At 48.9% G+C, this 20,294-nt stretch carries 12 protein-coding genes; 9 read left to right on the top strand and 3 right to left on the bottom strand.

Features of this window, described 5'->3' with window-relative positions:
- The first annotated feature begins 228 nt into the window (after positions 1 to 228).
- Together MHI21_RS18565 and MHI21_RS18560 are read left to right on the top strand one after the other, a co-directional pair.
- On the top strand, positions 229 to 5,760 hold the full coding sequence (locus MHI21_RS18565; protein WP_342418704.1) for a S8 family serine peptidase: 5,532 nt from the start codon (positions 229 to 231) through the stop codon (positions 5,758 to 5,760).
- A 179-nt stretch (positions 5,761 to 5,939) separates the two neighbouring features.
- Positions 5,940 to 6,287: a hypothetical protein gene (locus MHI21_RS18560; RefSeq protein WP_341163444.1), complete on the top strand. Its 348-nt coding sequence runs from the start codon at positions 5,940 to 5,942 to the stop codon at positions 6,285 to 6,287.
- An 11-nt stretch (positions 6,288 to 6,298) separates the two neighbouring features.
- On the opposite strand, the gene MHI21_RS18555 is transcribed toward MHI21_RS18560, so the two are convergent.
- Positions 6,299 to 6,886 (bottom strand): hypothetical protein, encoded by a 588-nt coding sequence (locus MHI21_RS18555; RefSeq protein WP_342418703.1) that lies wholly within the window; start codon positions 6,884 to 6,886, stop codon positions 6,299 to 6,301.
- A 223-nt stretch (positions 6,887 to 7,109) separates the two neighbouring features.
- Between MHI21_RS18555 and MHI21_RS18550 the strand changes: the two genes are divergently transcribed.
- Complete coding sequence (locus MHI21_RS18550; protein WP_165178651.1) at positions 7,110 to 7,481, top strand: DUF4190 domain-containing protein; 372 nt, start codon at positions 7,110 to 7,112, stop codon at positions 7,479 to 7,481.
- A 93-nt stretch (positions 7,482 to 7,574) separates the two neighbouring features.
- The gene (locus MHI21_RS18545; protein WP_165178650.1) at positions 7,575 to 7,814 is read left to right on the top strand and encodes a hypothetical protein; all 240 of its coding nucleotides are present in this window, start codon (positions 7,575 to 7,577) and stop codon (positions 7,812 to 7,814) included.
- A gap of 155 nt (positions 7,815 to 7,969) precedes the next feature.
- Here the strand turns inward: MHI21_RS18545 and MHI21_RS18540 are convergent, their stop codons facing one another.
- Complete coding sequence (locus MHI21_RS18540) at positions 7,970 to 8,122, bottom strand: DUF1540 domain-containing protein (protein ID WP_013311427.1); 153 nt, start codon at positions 8,120 to 8,122, stop codon at positions 7,970 to 7,972.
- A gap of 297 nt (positions 8,123 to 8,419) precedes the next feature.
- Positions 8,420 to 9,607 (bottom strand): enoyl-ACP reductase FabV, encoded by a 1,188-nt coding sequence (fabV, locus tag MHI21_RS18535; RefSeq protein WP_322173655.1) that lies wholly within the window; start codon positions 9,605 to 9,607, stop codon positions 8,420 to 8,422.
- 189 nt (positions 9,608 to 9,796) lie between these two features.
- Between fabV and MHI21_RS18530 the strand changes: the two genes are divergently transcribed.
- The 5 genes from MHI21_RS18530 to MHI21_RS18510 all read left to right on the top strand — a co-directional run bounded on the left by MHI21_RS18530 (position 9,797) and on the right by MHI21_RS18510 (position 20,248).
- Positions 9,797 to 16,039, top strand: a complete 6,243-nt coding sequence (locus MHI21_RS18530; protein ID WP_342418702.1) for a WIAG-tail domain — start codon at positions 9,797 to 9,799, stop codon at positions 16,037 to 16,039.
- A 159-nt stretch (positions 16,040 to 16,198) separates the two neighbouring features.
- Positions 16,199 to 16,705, top strand: coding sequence for a hypothetical protein (locus MHI21_RS18525; RefSeq protein ID WP_165178647.1), 507 nt, complete (start codon positions 16,199 to 16,201; stop codon positions 16,703 to 16,705).
- A 168-nt stretch (positions 16,706 to 16,873) separates the two neighbouring features.
- Positions 16,874 to 17,584: a response regulator transcription factor gene (locus MHI21_RS18520; protein ID WP_103049395.1), complete on the top strand. Its 711-nt coding sequence runs from the start codon at positions 16,874 to 16,876 to the stop codon at positions 17,582 to 17,584.
- Between the two features lie 2 nt (positions 17,585 to 17,586).
- Complete coding sequence (locus MHI21_RS18515) at positions 17,587 to 18,966, top strand: HAMP domain-containing sensor histidine kinase (protein WP_341163447.1); 1,380 nt, start codon at positions 17,587 to 17,589, stop codon at positions 18,964 to 18,966.
- A 214-nt stretch (positions 18,967 to 19,180) separates the two neighbouring features.
- Positions 19,181 to 20,248 carry an ABC transporter ATP-binding protein gene (locus MHI21_RS18510; protein WP_013311421.1) on the top strand — a complete coding sequence of 356 codons (1,068 nt, stop codon included), beginning with the start codon at positions 19,181 to 19,183 and terminating at the stop codon, positions 20,246 to 20,248.
- Positions 20,249 to 20,294: the final 46 nt, after the last annotated feature.

The raw sequence follows: 20,294 nt of genomic DNA, 5'->3' as shown, positions 1-20,294 counted from the left end.
TGGTTTCTACTGAATTTCATCGCTTCTTATTGGGATAGTAAACTCACCTATGAAGTACCAACACCTATGAACAGCCAAATATTTTTGTGCCTCTATATTCTATGAAGGAGGTGGTCGCCAACCATATCGTGTTGCGCAACCCGTGTGTTTGATGTGTAAGGTATGAGGTCTTACTCTGTACAGGTTATTCCAGAAACATTAAACCTAGTAAAAGGAGTGGAGAAGTAATTGATTAAACCTAAACGATTCAAGAAACCACTATCTATCGGACTATCTTTGCTAATGGCCTTTTCCTTTGTTCAACCTGCTTTGGCGAATAACACACCGGATGGCTCCAAGTTGGAGCTGAAATCCGCCTCGCACAAGGTCACGACCGCGAAGGTATCCCCGAAACTGACCAAACAGTTTGAGGAAAATAACTATGTTACCTATCTGGTCAAATTAAAAGAACAGGTAGACACCAACAAGGTTTCTAAAAATGCACTCCAAAAGGCCTCACTTGAGAAAATAACACCTTCCGCTGCAAAAATGGCTGCGCGCAGCCATGTGATCAGTTCTCTGCGTGAAACGGCTTCAAGAACCCAATATGGGCTTGAAAATTATTTGGATAAGCAATCAGAGAGCGGCGGAGTGAAGGAATATAAAAGCTTTTTTATTGTGAATGCATTGGCTGTAACAAGCACCAAGGAGGTGCTGGATCATATTTCGCAGTTGCCTGAGGTCGATAAAGTCTTGCCGAATGAAACGCGTTATCTGCAAAAGGTGACGGTTGACAAGCAAGCAGAGGGAGCAAATGCCAAAACGGCTGAAACAGCTGAAACAGCTGAAACAGCTGAAACAGCCACAGCAGCAACGGCAAAGTCTGCAACGGTAGAGAAGGCTGTAGAGCTGGAGAAGGACGATGGCAAAACATCGGCTAAACCTGGCAATGCAGGTAAGAACGCTGTAGACCCATCTACGGTGGAATGGAACATATCCCATATTAACGCACCACAAGTGTGGGAAAAGGGAATTGACGGAACCGGAATCGTGGTTGCCAATCTGGATACAGGTGTAGATTATACACATCCGGCCCTTCATCGTAAATGGCGGGGTTTGGACGCGGCAGGCAATGTCGTCAATCCCGAGCTGAGCTGGTACGATCCGCATAGTCATGCGACGCTTCCGGTCGATCAGGAAGACGATTCCCATGGTACACATACGATGGGCACGATGGTCGGCTCTGAGGAAAACGGAACGAATCGAGTTGGCGTTGCACCTGGTGCGAAGTGGATTGCGGTTCGGATTTTTAATCCGGAAACGACGGATGCAATTATACTGGATGGCGGTCAATGGCTGCTTGCGCCAAAAGATGCCCAAGGGAATCTTCATCCCGAGCTTGCTCCAGACGTAGTGAACAACTCGTGGGGAGGTGGACCGGGTCTTGATGAATGGTTCCGGCCTGTGGTTCAGGCATGGCGGGATGCTCAAATCTTCCCCGAATTCTCCGCAGGTAATACCTCTCTTTCCAATCCGGGCGGACCTGCCTCGGTAGCCAATCCGGCAAACTATCCGGAATCCTTCGCTACTGGAGCCACGGATAGCAATGATAATCTGGCCAGCTTCTCATTGTTAGGACCATCACCCTATGGTGAGGTGAAGCCAGAAGTTTCCGCACCGGGTGTTAATATCCGGTCATCTGTCGCTGGTGGCGCCTATAAAGGCGGGTATAACGGTACTTCCATGGCGGGACCTCATGTTGCGGGCCTTGCAGCTCTGTTGCTGCAAGCGAATCATTCGCTTACCGTAGATCAGCTTGAGGAAATTTTGATGAACACAGCTACACCGCGCACGGACAGCACATATCCTACTTCGCCAAATAATGGCTACGGACATGGTGTTATTAATGCGCTGGATGCAGTCGGTTCGGTCATGCAAGGTCTGGGCTCCGTGTCTGGTAAAGTTGTAACGGGGGGCGACGATCTGGAAGCACCTGTTCTCGAGCATACACCGCCCGCAGCGGCATTCGAGGGTATTGATATACCTCTGACTGCTCATGTAACGGATGATGTCGGCGTGACAGCCGTTGAGGCATTTGCCAAAACAGCAGGTACGTCAAACTATGTATATATTCCGTTAGAACGGACCTCCGGCGACAGCAAAGATGGTACATATCAAGCGTCTATCCCGACTTTTTTGGTGGACAGCGCTGGTCTGGAATACTATATTCGTGTAAATGATTATGGTAATAATGGATTTGAAACTGAAGTATACAAGGTTAAAATCTCCAAAGGCGTAAAACCAGGCTACACACAAGACTTCGAAAAAGACATTGCCGGTATTAATATCGGTGGACAGGGCAGTGTTTGGAAATGGGGAACTCCGACAAGCGGCCCTAAAAACGCACATTCGGGTACAAAGGTCATCGCGACTAATCTCGAAGGCCAATATCAGGCCAACTCCAACAGTTATTTTATGGCCCCTCCGATTGATCTGACCGAGAGCTCAAAAGGGGCACTGGTCAGCTTCAAGCATTGGTACGATCTTGAAAACAATTCTGATTTCGGCAAAGTGTACGTAGCAACCACAAACAATCAGAATGCGTTTGAGCAGGTATTATCGTTTACCGGCACCAGCAACGGCTGGAAAACACAATATCTTGATTTGCGGGCATTCGCGGGTCAAAAGGTATACCTCCTGTTCAACTTTACGAGTGACAATACGGTTGTGAAAGATGGCTGGTATATTGACGATCTGTCGATTCAGGAGCCAGACACCGTTGCACCTGCTGCGCCGAGCAATTTGACTGCTGAAGCAGATACTGTGGGCAACGTTACACTAGCATGGAATGCTTCCTCCGATGAGGATGTAAAGCAGTACAAGGTGTATCGTTCTACCCAATCAGGCAAAAATTATACTTCCATCGGTACAACCTCAGCACTGACACTCACAGATACCATCACGGTCGGTGGAGCAACCTATCATTATGCAGTGGCGGCTGAGGATTATAGTGGCAATGAAGGAATCAAGTCGAATGAGGCTTCTCTGAGAGTAGACGTGCCGGATACGCTGTATAGCGATCATTTTGACGGCAGCTCGGATAATGGCTGGACTCATTCCGGTACCAAGGATGAGTGGGAACGCGGCATTCCCAAGGAAGTAGGACCAGAGAGCGCAGCGTCCAGACCCAATGTGTGGGCAACCGATCTTGATAGCAATTATGAGAACGGAGCTGAATTTTCGCTGGTTTCTCCCAAAATTAATTTGCAGGCTGTACGCAACGCAACACTGACCTTCAATCACTGGTTTGAAATTGAGGCCGGCTATGATTACGGTTATGTGGAAGTGTCCAAAAACAATGGCGACACGTGGAGCGAGCTGGGCAAGTTCTCTCACAACACGAACGGGAAAAAGTGGACTCCAGTTTATTACAATCTGGATAGCTACACCGGCAATGAGATTCAAATTCGCTTCCGTTTGAAATCGGATAACAGTGTGAACAAGAACGGCTGGTACATTGACGATTTCCGTGTGCTGGGCATTCCAGCTACGACAGTGACCAAGGACATCGTACCTGAGTCGAATATCAAGCTGGAAAAAGCGGAAGAACAATTCCCGCTGTACAAAATTACAAGCACTGAAAAGAGTGAATTCCAGGAGAAAGTGAAGCCGGCAGAAACAACGGTGGATAGTGGACGTGTCGGGCTCGACAGTCTTCCAGCCAGCGCTACGGTTACGGTATTGGAAACCGGACGTTCGGTGAAAACGGATCCGACCACGGGCAAATACAGCTTCACCCATGTAGCGGGCGACTATACGCTGAAGGCTGAAGCCTATGGTTATGTGCCTCAAACGAAAGCAGTCACGATTGAGAATAACAAAGTCATCAGAGCAAACTTTAGTCTTCAGGCCGTACCTCACGGTACGATTCACGGGGTCATTACCGACAAGCAATCCGGTGAACCGATCCAAAAAGCGAAAGTGTTGGTGCTGGAGGATGCGCGTATTGCTCCGGTAGAGACGAATGAGGCTGGAGAATTTACGCTGGACGTGCTGGAAGGAACATACACATTGTCCATTTCAGCTGAGAATTATTATAGTGACAGTGTATCCGTTACTGCTCCTGCGAACGGTAGTGTGGAAGCGAATGTCACGTTGAAACCTTTCATCGGGTTCCAGGGAGGCATTGCCTACGATGACGGGACAGGAGAAAATGCTAGAGCCTTTAACGCGGCAGGCAATTCATGGGCAGTCAGAATGACGCCTGAGTCGGAAGTGGCTCAAGTGACAGGAGCATCGCTTTTGTTCTGGAACTCTGCCTTCCCGAATCCGGGAGGAACGGCATTCCAATATTCTATCTATGACGCCTCTGGTGCGGCAGGAGCACCTGGACGATTATTGGCTGGTCCATTCGATGGGACTGCCGTAAGGGATGAGACACAATGGACGACGGTGCAGCTTCCAGAGCCGGTAACGGTTCAAGGTGACTTCTACATCGTATATACACAGTCTGCTGTAGGCACACAGTCGCCGGGTCTTGCTACAGATGAGAGTGGCCCGAATGCACTTCGCAGCTGGCAAGGTGTAAGCGGAGCATGGAGCCAATCACCTGAGGAGGAAGGGAACTACATGATCCGGGCTATCGTCAGATATCCGGTAAATGCCCCAACGATTACGACTCCTACGAAGGCTACGTATACGCAGGAAGAGTCGATTACCGTAACAGGAACTTCCCCGGCAGAAGGAGCCGATATTCAGCTCTTTAACGGTAAGGAGTTGGCTGGCACAACGAAAGTGAAGGATCGTCAGTTCAGTTTGTCGGTTGATCTTCAGCCAGGTGCTAATCCGCTAAGTGTTCAAGCAGCGGTATACGGCAAATTAACGGATCGTTCCGAAACGGTAGTTGTGACGCTCGATCAGACTAAACCGGGTCTGATCCTGACTTCTCCTGATGAAGGAGCCCGTACGAACGCGGGTGTAGTTAGTGTTATCGGTACCGTGTACGACGAGTTCCTCACCGAATTGACGATTAATGGTGAGCCCGCTGAATTTGGAAGTGACGGCAGCTTTAACAAGCGGTTGCTTATCAACGAAGGTGAAAATCAAATTACGGTGACGGCCAAGGATCTTGCCGAAAACGAAACAAGTGTTACGCGCTCGGTGTATGTCGATACAGCTCTGCCGAAGCTTGAAAACATCAGCCCTGCTGAGGATGTGCGTATTACTCCAGGGCAGCCGGTACGAGTATCCTTTGACAGTGCATCCGGTTTGGAGGCGTCCTTCCATGTGGAGCTGCCTTTCAACCTGTCCACTTTGGGCCGCAACGATATTCCATTAAATGAAACTTCGTCAGGCCACTATGAAGGTACTTATTTCACTTCATCTTCTCTGAACCTGGAAGGCGGAGTCATCGTGATCCGGGTAAGGGATGCAGCGGGAAATGAAGTGGAGACGGAGGCGCCGGGAAAATTGTATGTAACCAATGGTGGAGGACAGAACCCTGATCCGAATCCACCTACATCCAATGAAAAGCCAGTAGCCATTATTCAGGCTAATGAATCAGCTAAGAAGAACAAAAATGTACAATTTAACGCCAAAGCTTCCCGTGATGTAGATGGTGAAATCGTCAGCTACAGCTGGAATTTTGGCGATGGCGATACGGCAGTCGGTTCCAAGGTGAAGCATAAATTCACCACAGCTGGAACGTATACCGTAGAGCTAACGGTGACGGATAATGACGGCGCAAGTGGTAAGACTGTGCATACGATCACGATCCGTTAACAGCCAGTAGGAAAGGGAAGGCTTCTTTTAGAATAGCAATGAAGGCCCACAGAAAGCCACGGTTTATAGAGGCTTCTGTGGGTCATTTTTAATTGTCGAGCCGTTCAGGAAGCGATACAATGAATAATGCTCATAAAGTGAATTGTTTCACAAAAATATTTTTAGCAGGAGAGGATTATATGATTCATTTGCAAAAAGAAAACGGACGTATCCGTCTTGTGCTGGATGCCTATTTTATGGGGGAAGATATCATTGTACTCATTTCAGGCGGTGATCAGCCTCATTTGGGAACGATTACAGCAGGGGCCAGGCTCGAGCCGATTCAAACTGTGCAATTACAAAACCATAAGGAATTTTATATTACCGAAGAAATTGCAGTTCGCTTGCGAAAAGAGTTTGCGGGCAATTTTGCCATTTGCTGCGGAGCACATTTGGATCATGCAACCAAGGACGAAATCAGAGTGCTGACAGATATGGCTATACAACTGGGAAAAGAGCTCATTGGAAAACTCAAGCAAGAACGCTAGTAGCGACCTTTTTAAGTGAACTCCCGAAAGAGCAGATTGCGATACGGATACTTGCTAAAGGGATACTTAAAAAGCAAGGCAAAGCCATCATCCTCAATTTGTACGGATTTCAGCGCAGAGGATGGAATCAAACTACGGATCATGACATGAACTGCACGCTGGTCTTGTCTGTTGATTGCTTTGGCTAAGGCAGAAGCAAAACATGGATTGCGTGCCAATTCGCGATACAGTGGAAAAACGGCTTTTGCGATGGCGCGATGAACTCTCGGCTCAAACGTAAACTGCACAGTCCCGGGTGGAATCGTCGTTCCATTCGTATAATAGAGCATCGATGGCTGAGCTAAAAAGGAAATAAAGTAGCCAATGCCATTCGTGCCTAAGCCTTGTTTGGCGGCAAATGGCGCTACTGAGCAGAGAAGGGATTTCATCCGATCCAAATTGCCCTGAACGACAGCTCGTGACCATTGGACGGCAAAAGCACGTCGGGTTGCAATAGCTTTGTAAAAGGGCAGCATGGCAGCGGATATTTTCCTAAGTGTATCTGCATTTAATCGTTTGTGAGGCGAGCCCTTTCTGCGGGATGTTGCACGATATAACATAGCTCCGACCTCCTTGGCAGGATGCTCTCATGGAGCGCAATTGATCTGTAACAGGTAAAATACTGTATGCCCGGTTACCTCAAAAAGTGCTAATATCGCTATGTTTCTTCTTTTTAACGTTCTAATTTAAAAAATTGAAATAAGTACTGTCCTGATTTGTAAGATTGTGGTACCCTAGAACTTATATAATTGCTATTTTACTTATTGGAGTTGAATTTAACGGATGAGTGATTTGTACAAGGAGCCTCGATCTTCCGATCCTTTTCAGGAGACGAACGATTATAACGCCCCATTTAACCCGCCCCCAGTAGTTCCACCTACGAATAGTAAAGCTGTTGCCTCGATGGTGCTCGGGATTTTATCTGTGGTCATTCCCTATATCGGGTTGATTATCGGAATTGTGGGTATTATTTTGTCCAGTCTTTCCCTGAAGGAAATTAACCGTCATGGCGAACAAGGCAGAGGTATGGCCATTGCTGGACTGGTATGTAGTATTATCGGTACACTGATTTATACACTGATCATCATTTTCTTGGTCATTGTTTTTGTTGTGGCAGCCTCCAGTGGCGATCCGGATATTTTTTCAGACATTTAATGAATTGAAGAATGCTTGAGTCAGACAAACCATTCACGATTTGACTATTGGATGTTATGATAAAAGGAGTCCAATGAAGGAGAGTGAAGCCGTATGGCACGTACTCAAACACAAAAAGCGCTGAGCAAGGCAAAACGCGCTGGAATCTATTGTGCGGCACAGAGCCGCAAAACGAATGGCCATTATGGCGAGATTTCACAGCACATACGAATGAAGCCGACCAAGCAAGAACAATTACAAAAGGTCAAGCACAAGAAGCGAATCGTTCAGAGCGACGCTTCTTTTTTTGTTTTTAGAGAGAACAGCAGGGTCCTTTTCGGCGTGGCTTTATAAAGTAGCAGAGAAATGATTGTATACAAGCGAATAGCATTTTTTCTGTACCGAAAAAGGACTTGATAATAATTATCATTCTTGTTAGAATATCATAAGAAAGAAGGAACCCGGGCATGGGCTCCTTCATTATAAAGCTTAGGCTTGAAATCAAAGATTTACTTGGCTTCGAAGGTTTTGCAGTCTGTTTCTTCGGATTTGTGAGTGTCTTCAGGTCTGTTGCTTACGATATAAATGGAGCTAGCGCTACATTTATTTTCTTGGGCCCAGTACGTACATGAATTGACTTCACACAGAACGTCTTTTGCCATGTTGTACACCTCCTTATATGGTTGTGATGGGCTGAGCAAATAGTATCACGGTCAGTCAAGGTAGGACTTGTCCAACTGTGTTTCCCTCTTGTTAGGAAGAGGGATTTTGCTATGCCTACTTGTACAATATCAAATGAAATTTAAAATTGCAATGTTTGCTACATTTTGCAGTTCGAAGCGGACACAAGTGTCCCTTTTAATTAAAAAACAAAAGCTGTCCTCCATGCAGAACGAAATGTTTCTCTGCTGGAGAACAGCTTTTTTTGTTTTTCTGACATAATGACGATATGAAAAGACTTAGCGCACGTTAGGAATATTTACGATGGGATCGATGTCAGCATCATAGTCTACGCCCTCGAACTCAAAGCCGAACAGTTGGAAAAATTCGTGACGATATCCTTCAAGATCTGACAATTCGTAGATATTGTTGGTCGTCAGTGCCTCCCATATCTTCTCAACCTCTGCCTGCACGTCTTCGCGCAGTTCCCAATCATCAATGCGAATACGTCCTTCTTCATCTACAGGAGTTTCTGGTGCATACAGACGCTCAGCAAACAGGCGGTAGCTCTGTTCTACGCACCCTTCATGCAGCCCTTTTTCCTTCATTACCTTATATAAAGCAGAAATATACAGAGGAACGACAGGGATAGCAGAGCTAGATTGGGTAACGAGTCCTTTGGTGACTGCGACGAAGGCGCGTCCGCCTGTAACTTTCAGCTGATCGTTCAGCTGATGTGCTGTCTCCTCCAAATGATCCTTTGCACTTCCGATACTGCCTTCTCTGTAGATGGCTTGCGTAATATCTGAACCAATATACGAAAAGGAGAAGGTTGTTGCAGTATCAGCCAATACACCGCCTTCACGCAAGGCGTCAATCCACAATTTCCAGTCCTCACCACCCATAACCTCTACCGTTGCTTGTACTTCTTCTTCTGTTGCGGGTTCAAGCGTCACGCTGCTGACTTCCCCGGTGTGGAAGTTAACGGTCTTGTTTGTGTAAGGCTTACCAATAGGTTTGAGCACGGAATTAAACGTTTCGCCTGTGCGAGGATTTGTACGACGACCTGAAGCGACACTGTAAACCACCAGATCGACTTGTCCCAGTTCTTCGCGAATGGCTTCCACCGTTTTGGCTTTGACCTCATCCGAGAAGGCATCGCCTGTCACGCTTAAGGATTTAAGCCCAGCTTCCTGAGCAGCTTTTTCAAATGCAGCAGAATTGTACCAGCCTGCCGATGCTGTACGTGTGGCAGTAGCATTACTAGGGCGATATACACCAATTGTATTGGCACGCGCACCGAAGGCAGCAGTAATGCGAGAAGCCAACCCATATCCGGCAGATGCCCCGATCACAAGTACATTACGCGGTCCCTGGATAGCAGGACGAGCCTGTACATAGTCAATTTGCTCCTGAACATGTTGGGCACAGCCCACCGGATGAGCAGTGGTGCAGATAAAGCCACGTGTTCTTGGTTTGATAATCATGTTATTGTAATTCCTCTCTTCTTGTAGCGATCTTCACCCTTACTATTTTAACTTTTAACTATTTTTTTTCAAACGTGGATTTCAGTAAGTATCCTTTTTACCCAAAAGTGTATCCTTGCACGGGGTGGCAAGTGCCTAAGGGCCTGCATATGATGCTGTAACGATAAATACGAGAAGGGAGAGAGCTGCTTGAAGAATAAGAGCCGTAAAACCATAAGAAACAAAAAGCCGCTCTATAGTGTAATTGACCCGGATATGAATGAATTAAGTATGATACAGCGCGTGAAGCCACAGCCTGCGGAGAGGGAGACAGAAGCAAGACTTCATCAAGTTGCTTCTCCGCCTCCCCCAACCAAAGAGGAGCCGGAGCTACAGACTGTTGTCGAACCTGAAATCGAGGTTTCGCATGAGACAGAGGTTGAAGGTGCGGATGCAGAGGAGACTCAAGTGTCGATGGAGGAACCCCAAGAGCTAGAACCAGAACCAGAACCAGAACCAGAACCAGAACCAGAACCAGAACCTGATCCAATTGATGTGGAGGAAATTTTGAGCAATAAGAAGGCTCCTCATGTAAACAACGCTTTCATCTATACAGACGATTTGAGCGATTTCGCTGTGACGGGTGAGAAGATCGCTCCCGCTTCCATAGATTTCAGCAAGCTGAAACAAGAGAGCATCCACACGGAATCTCTGGCGGATTATGCCGTTCAAACGATTAAGATAGCCGACGGTGCTGTGACTTCTTCGAAGATTGCCGCAGACTCCATTACGGTGGAACATCTGTCGGACGCATCGGTGTCAGGCAGTAAATTGCAGGATCGCTCCATCGGTGGTGAAAAACTTCGAGATGGCAGCATCACTCCTGAGAAGCTGGCTGATAAGATTATCAGCGGCGATCATATTGCGAATGGCTCCATTGAGAGCCGTCACTTCAAGCAATGGATCGTGTCTTCAGATATGCTTCAAGATCAGTCGGTCACCTCGGATAAAATTCGCAGTGGTACGATTCAATCGAACAATTTGGCTAATGAAGCTGTTGATAGCTCCAAGCTGGGCGATCAATCTGTGACCACTTCCAAACTGCGGGATGGTGCTGTGGATGGAGCTAAAATCCAAGCAGGCAGCATTGAGAGTTCACACCTGACCGAGCATGCCGTTCATGCAAGGCATCTGGCCCCCGGTTCGATTAATCGCAAGCAGCTATCCAATGGAATTGTGGGCAAGGAACAATTGGAGGAAGGTGTTGTCAGTGGACGTCATCTGGAGTCTGAGGCAGTGACCAGTGCGCACATTCAGGCTGGAGCGATTGAAAGAAAGCATCTGAGTCCTGGCTCCATCGGGGAAGAACAGCTTGGAACAGGCCAAGTAACAGCCCGGCATATCGCGGATCGGAGTATTCAGTCCAATAAACTGGCAGATCAGTCTGTAGGCTCATTGCAAATTGTTGATCAATCCGTCACTTCATCCAAAATATCGGATCAGAGCATTCTCCCACACAAAATTGCCGATGAGGCAGTACTTACCAGACATATTGCAACAGCAGCCATACAAGGGCCTCAGATCTCTCCGGAGGCAGTCTCTTCCGTGCATCTTCAATCCGAAATTATTCGGAAAGATCATATTGCATCGGAGGCGGTTACGGAGCAACATTTGCATTCCGGGGCTGTGACGAGCGAAAAATTAGGGAAGGGGGCAGTGTTGGAACACCATGTGGCGAATCAGGCTGTCAAGGAAAATCACATTGCTTCGAGCGCGATTAAGTCTGACAAAATTGCTGACGAAGCAGTGACAGAACCTAAAATTGCCACAGGAGCGGTAACTGGAAATAAGATTGCCCCTCAAGCCATTACACACGCACACATTGCAACGGGGGGAATTCGTGAAAACCACCTTGCCGACAACAGTGTGGGTGGAAAGGCATTGCAGGCTCAATCCGTCGACTCGACCCATCTGGCCCAGAGTTCTGTGCTGAGCAAACATCTTGGGGAAGACAGTGTTGGAACCTCGGCTTTGCAAGAACAGTCCGTTACCGCAGACATACTAGGGGAAGGCGCTGTTCAAACCGCGCATTTGGCCAGCGGAGCGGTGTACTCCCATCATTTGCAGGATCATGCCGTTACTTCACTGAAACTATCGCCGGAAAGTGTGGCCACGGATAAAATCAATGATTTGGCGATTACGGCTCCTAAGTTAGCTGAGGGTAGTGTCACTTCCTCTAAGCTGTCTGCTCGTTCCGTGCAGCCGTGGCATATTACGGATAAAGCGGTGCAGAGTAACCATCTGGCTGTTGAAGCGGTGGAGGCGAATCATCTCGCTCCGGAATCTGTCACCTCTAATCATTTGCAATCTGCATCGGTCCAAACCAAACACCTCGCCCCCGACAGTGTATCCGGTCATGCACTTCAGTCAGAAAGTGTCACCTCTGAGAAGCTAGCGGCCCGTGCTGTGCAGGCTTCCAATCTGGCAGAAAACAGCGTGGGTCCCGGACATTTGGCTGCGCAAGCCGTACACACTCAGCATTTGGCTGCAGGAGCAGTGCAGGAGACGGAATTAGCCCAGAACGCTGTAAAGTCTGTACATCTTGCGCCCGAATCCATCCAATCGGAGCACTTGCAAAGCGGGGTCATTCAGGGAGAGCATATCGCATTGCAGGCTATAGCGACTCCGGCCTTACAGGATGAATCGGTCACCTCTGCCAAACTGTCGGAGGGAAGCGTAACTCCCACCAAACTTTCTGCCCATGCCGTGCAGTCCGGACATATTATGGACGAAGCTGTACAAAGCAACCATTTGGCTGTGGCGGCCGTGGATTCGGCACATCTGGCTGCAGGAGCGGTCACCTCGGTGCATCTACAGGCTTCCTCGGTGCTCACGAGACATTTGGCCCCGGATAGTGTGTCCGGTCGTGCGCTTCAAGCGGAAAGCGTCACCTCGGAAAAGCTGGCAGCGCGCTCGGTACAAGGAATGAACCTCGCGGAAGGCAGCATCGGCCCTTCACATCTTTCTGCGCAGTCGGTGCACACTCGGCATCTGGCAGCTGGAGCAGTACAGGATAGAGCACTGGCAGAGGGGGCAGTGAAGTCCGTGCACATCGCACCGGAATCCATTCAGCCACATCATCTGCAAATTGGAACCATTCAGGGAGAGCACATCGCGTCACAGTCCATATCGACCGATGCTTTGCAGGATGAGTCCGTTACATCCGATAAACTGGTGGATGAGGGTGTGACTGCCGCCAAGCTGTCAGCCCACTCGGTCCAGCCGTGGCACATTACAGACGAAGCGGTGCAAGCCAAACATCTGGCAGAAGAAGCCGTCCAGTCCAATCATCTGGCCCGGGAATCTGTCACCTCTGCCCATTTGCAGGCTTCAGCGGTGCTTGCGAGCCATCTGGCTCCAGATAGCGTATCTAGTAGTGCGCTTCAAGCAGAAAGCATCACCTCGGAAAAGCTGGCGGCACACTCGGTGCAAGCGACGAATCTCGCAGAAGGCAGTGTCGGCCCTCCACATCTGTCCACGCAAGCGATACACACCCGGCACTTGGCAACGGGCGCAGTACAGGACAGAGCGCTAGCAGAAGGGGCAGTGAAATCCGTGCACATCGCACCGGAGTCCATCCAGTCGCATCATCTGCAAACGGGAACCATTCAGGGTGTGCATATCGTCTCACAGGCGATATCGACCGATGCTTTGCAGGATGAGTCCGTTACGTCCGACAAGCTGGTGGATGAGGGCGTGACTGCCGCCAAGCTGTCAGCCCACTCGGTCCAGTCGTGGCACATTACAGACGAAGCGGTGCAAGCCAATCATTTGGCAGAAGAGGCTGTCCAGTCCAACCATTTGGCCCGGGAATCCGTCAGATCTGCCCATTTGCAGGCTTCGACGGTGCTTGCGAGCCATCTGGCCTCGGATAGCGTATCCAGTAGTGCGCTTCAAGCAGAAAGCGTCACCTCGGAAAAACTGGCGGCACACTCGGTGCGAGCGTTAAATCTCGCGGAAGGCAGCGTCGGCCCTTCACATCTGTCTGCGCAGGCGATACATCCCCGGCATTTGGCACCCGGCGCAGTACAGGACAGAGCGCTGGCAGAAGGGGTAGTAAAGTCCGTGCATATTGCACCGGAGTCCATTCAGCCGCACCATCTGCAAACGGGAACCATTCAGGGTGTGCATATCGCCTCACAGGCCATATCGAACGATGCTTTACAGGATGAATCCGTTACGTCCGACAAATTGGCGGATGAGGGCGTGACTGCCGCCAAGCTGTCAGCCCACTCGGTCCAGCCGTGGCACATTACAGACGAGGCGGTGCAAGCCAATCATTTGGCAGAAGAGTCTATCCAGTCAAACCATTTGGCCCCGGAATCCGTCACCTCTGATCATTTACAGGCTTCCTCGGTGTTTGCGAGACATCTGGCCCAGGACAGTGTGTCAGGTCGTGCGCTTCAAGCAGAAAGCGTCACCTCGGAAAAGCTGGCGGCACGCTCGGTGCAAGCGACGAATCTCGCGGAAGGAAGCGTCGGCCCTTCACAGTTGTCTGAGCATGCCGTACACCCCCGGCACTTGGCAACGGGCGCAGTACAGGACAGAGCGCTGGCAGAGGGGGCGGTGAAGTCCGTGCATATCGCACCGGAGTCCATTCAGCCGCACCATCTGCATCTTGGAACCATTCAGGGTGTGCATATCGCCTCACAGGCCATATCGACCGATGCTTTGCAGAATGAATCCGTTACGTCCGACAAATTGGCGGATGAGGGCGTGACTGCCGCCAAGCTGTCTGCCCACTCAGTCCAGCCATGGCACATTACAGACGAAGCGGTGCAAGCCAATCACTTGGCAGAAGAGTCCATCCAGTCGAGCCATCTGGCACCTGAATCCGTCACCTCTGATCATTTACAGGCTTCCTCGGTATTTGCGAGACATCTGGCCCAGGACAGTGTGTCAGGTCGTGCGCTTCAAGCAGAAAGCGTCACCTCGGAAAAGCTGGCGGCACGCTCGGTGCAAGCGACGAATCTCGCGGAAGGAAGCGTCGGCCCTTCACAGTTGTCTGAGCATGCCGTACACCCCCGGCACTTGGCACCTGGCGCAGTACAGGACAGAGCGCTGGCAGATGGGGCGGTGAAATCTGTGCACATCGCACCGGAGTCCATCCAGCCGCACCACCTGCACCTTGGAGCCATTCAGGGTGTGCATATCGCCTCACAGGCGATATCGACCGATGCTTTGCAGAATGAGTCCGTTACGTCCGATAAACTGGCGGATGATGGCGTGACTGCTGCCAAAATATCTCCTCATTCGGTCCAGCCGTGGCATATTACGGACGAAGCGGTGCAAGCCAATCATTTGGCAGAAGAGGCCGTCCAGTCGAGCCATCTGGCTCCTGAATCTGTCACCTCTGCCCATTTGGAGGCTTCGGCAGTGATGACCCGGCATATTGCACCCGGGAGTGTATCGGTTCACGCGCTTCAGGCAGGCAGCGTGAACGCTGAGAAGCTTGCGCTTCGGGCGGTGCGTGCTTCGAATCTGGCAGAAGCCAGCGTAAACTCCGTGCATTTGACGGAGCATGCCGTACACGCTCAGCATTTGGCCGATGGGGCGATCCAAGGGTCAGCACTGGCAGAGGGCGTGGTGCAGTCCAGGCATATCGCGCTGGATTCAATCCAGTCGGAACATCTGCAAGCAGGGGCAATTCAGCCACAGCATGTAGGCTGGCAGGCGGTAGCTGAGGATGCTATACAGGAAGGTGCGGTGACGTCCAGCAAGCTTGCAGATGGAACGATACAGTCCCGCCATGTGGCTGAGGAAGCTATTGAAAGCCACCACATTGGAGAGGAAGTTATTGATTCGCATCACCTAAAGCCGGGCTCGGTGACACTGGCTCAGCTGTCCACAGATATTCATCTCTCCGGACTTTTGCCAGAGGAAGGTGTCAGTGGCGACAGACTTCAGGCAAACAGTATATCTCGCAGCCATCTGCAAGCTCAGGCCGTCGACAGCGAGGTGCTGAGCCCGGAAGCTGTGGGTCCAGAGCATCTGCAGGCTGCTGCGGTACAAAGCCATCATGTGGCAGAGCAGAGCATTGAGGGTCATCATCTGGTGGAAGGCTCTGTAGGCTCACGTGAGTTGGAGCTGAACGCAGTGAAGCCGGAGCATTTGAGCATCACTCCGGTCCGTACTTGTGCGAATCAGCCCGCATTGCAGCAGTTTGGCAGAGCCCCGTTTCTTTTGAAAGGTAGTGAAGGAGAGACGGAAGTGACCATTGTATTCGGGGAGCCTTTTGTAAACCCAGACTACACGTTGGTAGCGATGACGAACCACCCTCTCTTTCATGCGACGCTGAAATCTCAGACGCCGAATGGAGCAGTGATCGTCGTAACCAAGTGGAACGAAACCTCGCATAACTATGGTATTATTTCCTGGATCGCCATTGGCTAGTGAAGATGGTTATTGTAGAACTCATAGCGTACAGACTCATGTAATTTCTAAATACATGAGTCTGTACGCTATTTCATATACTTTTCACACATTTGCTCCACAATTATCCCGAATTCTCCTGATAAGCTAAAGATACTTTAAAGGAGAGGTGATTCAATCATGAAAAAATGGACTAAAAATGCAGCAGCTGTATTGACCGTAGTAAGTGTACTGGGAGGAGCAAGCAGTGCATTCGCTGCTACAGCAACAACGACTCCAGCGAGCACTGCACCAGCGATCAAAGCTCCTGCGGTTACGACTCCGGCTACCAAAACACCGGTGAAAGAACCTGTGACGAAAACACCTGTGGTGAAAGCACCCGTTAAAAAAGTTGCAACAGCTCATAAAACAACAACCAAAGCGAAGAAAGCCCCTGCCAAAAAATCCGTTGCGAAAAAAGTGGCAAGCCACAAAACAAAAGCAGTGAAAGTGCAGCACCGTACAGTTAAACATCATGCAAAAAAACATAATGTTGTTAAACACAAAGCAACAACTCATAAAACTCGTGCACATCATGCCGTAGCTAAAAAAGTGACCCACAAAGCTCCAGTTAAGAAAGTCGTCCCAGCAAAAACAGTGAAAACAGCGCCAAAAACAGCTGCTAAAGTAGTAACAACCAAGAAATAAGATTGATGTGTAATTAGTTTTCAGCTCGCCTGGCATATACAGCAGCGATTCATGATAAGAAAGACGGGACCGGGAACGGTATACCCGTCTTTTGTCTATTCTGCTGGGCTTCTGTTAAGCTTAAAGAGAGGATGGAAGCATCCAGAACAACGGCAAGGGGTTAAGGCCATGACAAAAATAGTAGTAGTGGATGACGATGTGTTCATTCTGCAATTAATATCTGAATATTTGAAAAAAGAATCCTACGAGGTCACTTCCTTTTCCAGTGGTAAAACACTGGTAGAGCATATCCGTACGAACCGTCCGGATTGTCTCGTTCTTGATATTATGATGCCTGGCATTGATGGGCTTTCTCTACTGACTCAGCTTCGTGATTTTACAGAAATGCCGATCATTATGATCTCTGCCCGTGGAGAAGAAAACGACCGTATTCACGGACTGGAGCTGGGATGCAGCGATTTTTTGACCAAGCCCTTTAATCCAAGAGAGTTGGTAGGAAGGGTCAAAGCGATGCTGAGGCTGAGCAAGGCCGGAATGTCTGCATCGGACGATAGGCAAGCGGCAGAAAGCGCAGATATATGCCATGCGGGCAATCTGTGTATTTTTGCTGACTTTCGTAAAGTCACAGTGGACGGACAAGAGTTGAATTTGACCTCACGTGAATTCGACCTGCTGCTGTTTCTTGCGAATCATCTGGAGAGACCTTTTGGCAGAGAACATCTGATTCAGCAGGTGTGGAGCTATGATTTTATAGGTGATGTGAGAGTCGTGGATGATCTGGTCAAACGGATTCGTAAAAAGTTAGCTGAATATCACTCTACGCTCGTCATTAACACCGTATGGGGTTTCGGCTATAAAGCAACGGTTCAGGAGTTGTAACCATGCGTACGATGAGAGCTAAAATACTGCTTTCCCTGTCCATCGCCATGCTTATTACCGTCTGTATTACGGTCGTTTTATTCATCAGGCTTATCGACGACATTCTGGTGAATCAGGCTAAATCCAAGCTTCATGAGCAGGCGCGCAAAGCCGTCCATATTATGAGCGACGGAGGATTTGATCGACTGGATAATGCTGAATTCAACTATGTTATCAAGGGCGTGCTTTTATCTGCCGATTACTTTATTTTAAGCACGGATAACCGTATCATCGACTCAAGCGTCTCTGGAATGGAAGGCAAAAAGATTGAGCGTTTGCTTTTGATCCGCCAGGGATTTTTTGCATCGGTTCATCCGTCTCCCCAGGATCTGACCGCTACACATGAAGGGGTAGCTGTGCTTCAAGGTAAAAAGGTACTGTTTACGAATGAAGAATTGCCCGGACAACCTTTTCGTATTTTTGTATACTCACCCTTATCTTCCTTGAGAGCACTGTATGTACCGTTAATGAGAACCACATTACTGTCTATCATCGCGGGGTTTTTGGTGATTCTCGTCATTGGTCTGATGGTTGTCTCACGTCTAGTGCGTCCACTCAAACGATTGAAAGAGGCGGTAGGCAACTACGAACCGAATCAGCCACAGGATAGTGATTTTCCGCAGGCGGATAAAAGTGAGATTGGCGAGCTGATCGGTACCTTTCATTCCATGTCCGCCCGTATTCAGCAGCACCACCAGGGTCAAATTGAATTTCTACAAAATGTATCTCACGAGCTAAGGACACCGTTAATGTCCATTCAAGGCTATGTATATGCCATTCAGGATCAAGTGGTATCCCAGGACGAGGGGCTGAGTATCATCAAAGTGCAGTCCCAGCGGTTAATTGACATGGTGGAAAAGCTGCTGCAGCTATCAAGGCTGGAAGCGCTGAATGAGGAATGGCCTGTCTCTCTCGTTGATCTTAGAAGCATGGCGGAGGATGCTGTTCATCTATTGATGCCGGTGGCTGCTGAACGTTCTATCTCGCTTCGAGTGGAGGGAGAGGGCCTGCATGTGGCCGTTCCGGCCGAGCAATTGTTCCGTATGATGTTGAATTTGTTGCAAAATGCAGTTCGGCACACCTCTACGGAGGTTGTCATTCATTTGGAGACAGGGACAACATCGGAGGTTGTATGGGTTATGCATGTGGATGATGATGGGGAAGGGCTGACCGAACAAGAGGCAGCAGAGGTATTCGGAAGATTCTATGCAGGCTCGAATGGTGTCACAGGTCTTGGATTGGCTATTTGTCGTCAAATTGCTACCCGATTGAACGGAGAACTACTCTGCACCCGTTCGCCATTGGGTGGAGCGCGCTTCAGCTATATCCAGCGCATGTTATAAATGAGTACAGAAATGGTTAAAAATGATTGTTTTTTTGGACAAACATCCCATTTATATAACATGTAATGACAGGTTTTTGATGATATTTTAGATATAGCTTGACTGGTAGGTAGTAAACTGAGTAAAATTAATCGTATATACCTTGACTCCTGGACGTCGTTTTTTTAGATAGTGGTCAATAATAGTGATGAATAATAAATGAAAGAGTGATGAGATGAACCGCCTTTTGGAAGTGAAGGACTTAACGATATCTTTCAAGACCCGTCAGGGACTAGTGCAGGCCATTCGTGGCGTAAACTTTCATGTCAATAAAGGAGAGACGCTGGCGATTGTGGGCGAATCCGGCTCAGGCAAAAGCGTAACCTCACAAGCTGTTATGAAGTTGATTCCGACCCCTCCGGGCATCTATCAAAAGGGTCAAATTATGTTTGACGGACAAGAGCTGATTAATAAAACAGAAAAGCAGATGCAAAAAATTCGTGGTAAGGAAATTGGCCTGATTTCTCAGGACCCAATGACTTCGCTTAACCCGACGATGAAAGTCGGCAAGCAGATCACGGAAGTGCTTTTCAAGCATGAAAAAATATCCAAGGATGCTGCTCGCAAGCGGGGTATTGAGTTGCTGAATCTGGTAGGTATTCCACATCCTGAACAGCGTTTTAACCAATATCCGCATGAATTTAGTGGCGGTATGCGTCAACGTGTCGTCATTGCGATGGCATTGGCTGCTAATCCGAAACTTCTGATTGCCGATGAGCCGACGACTGCGTTGGACGTAACGATTCAAGCTCAAATTTTGGAGCTGATGAAGGATCTTCAGAAAAAGATCGATACTTCCATCATCTTTATTACGCATGACCTCGGTGTTGTGGCGAAGATGGCGGACCGTGTTGCCGTTATGTACGCAGGACAAATCGTGGAAACAGGTACGGTTAATGAAATTTTCTACAACCCGAAACATCCATATACATGGGGCCTTCTCGCTTCTATGCCAAGTTTGGACAGCCATGGTCAGAAGCTGGCAGCTATTCCGGGAACCCCTCCGGATCTGCTTCACCCACCTGTAGGGGATGCTTTTGCAGCCCGCAGTTCTTATGCTATGAAAATTGACTTTGAGAAAGAGCCTCCACTCTTTCAATTATCCGATACGCACTTTGTGAAATCATGGTTGCTGCATCCAGATGCGCCTGCGGTTGAGCCACCAGAAGCGGTAAAGGCTAAACTTCGCAAGTTGGATAACGCATTTGAAAAGCCGGTTTTGGTAGAACAATACGGCAGTTAATGCGCAACGTAATTTATAACTAAACCAATGAGAAATAAAAAAGGGC

Source organism: Paenibacillus sp. FSL H8-0168, assembly GCF_038592955.1.
Taxonomy (GTDB): Bacteria; Bacillota; Bacilli; order Paenibacillales; family Paenibacillaceae; genus Paenibacillus; species Paenibacillus polymyxa_B.
The sequence above is the reverse complement of the archived record's forward strand: the minus strand, read 5'-3'. Positions and strand labels throughout refer to the sequence as shown.

Excerpts from the sequence above, each read along its gene's own strand:
- MHI21_RS18560 (WP_341163444.1), top strand. The coding sequence starts at position 5,940 with ATGATTCATTTGCAAAAAGAAAACGGACGTATCCGTCTTGTGCTGGAT.
- MHI21_RS18555 (WP_342418703.1), bottom strand. The coding sequence starts at position 6,886 with ATGTTATATCGTGCAACATCCCGCAGAAAGGGCTCGCCTCACAAACGA.
- MHI21_RS18550 (WP_165178651.1), top strand. The coding sequence starts at position 7,110 with ATGAGTGATTTGTACAAGGAGCCTCGATCTTCCGATCCTTTTCAGGAG.
- MHI21_RS18545 (WP_165178650.1), top strand. The coding sequence starts at position 7,575 with ATGGCACGTACTCAAACACAAAAAGCGCTGAGCAAGGCAAAACGCGCT.
- MHI21_RS18540 (WP_013311427.1), bottom strand. The coding sequence starts at position 8,122 with ATGGCAAAAGACGTTCTGTGTGAAGTCAATTCATGTACGTACTGGGCC.
- fabV (WP_322173655.1), bottom strand. The coding sequence starts at position 9,607 with ATGATTATCAAACCAAGAACACGTGGCTTTATCTGCACCACTGCTCAT.
- MHI21_RS18525 (WP_165178647.1), top strand. The coding sequence starts at position 16,199 with ATGAAAAAATGGACTAAAAATGCAGCAGCTGTATTGACCGTAGTAAGT.
- MHI21_RS18520 (WP_103049395.1), top strand. The coding sequence starts at position 16,874 with ATGACAAAAATAGTAGTAGTGGATGACGATGTGTTCATTCTGCAATTA.
- MHI21_RS18515 (WP_341163447.1), top strand. The coding sequence starts at position 17,587 with ATGCGTACGATGAGAGCTAAAATACTGCTTTCCCTGTCCATCGCCATG.
- MHI21_RS18510 (WP_013311421.1), top strand. The coding sequence starts at position 19,181 with ATGAACCGCCTTTTGGAAGTGAAGGACTTAACGATATCTTTCAAGACC.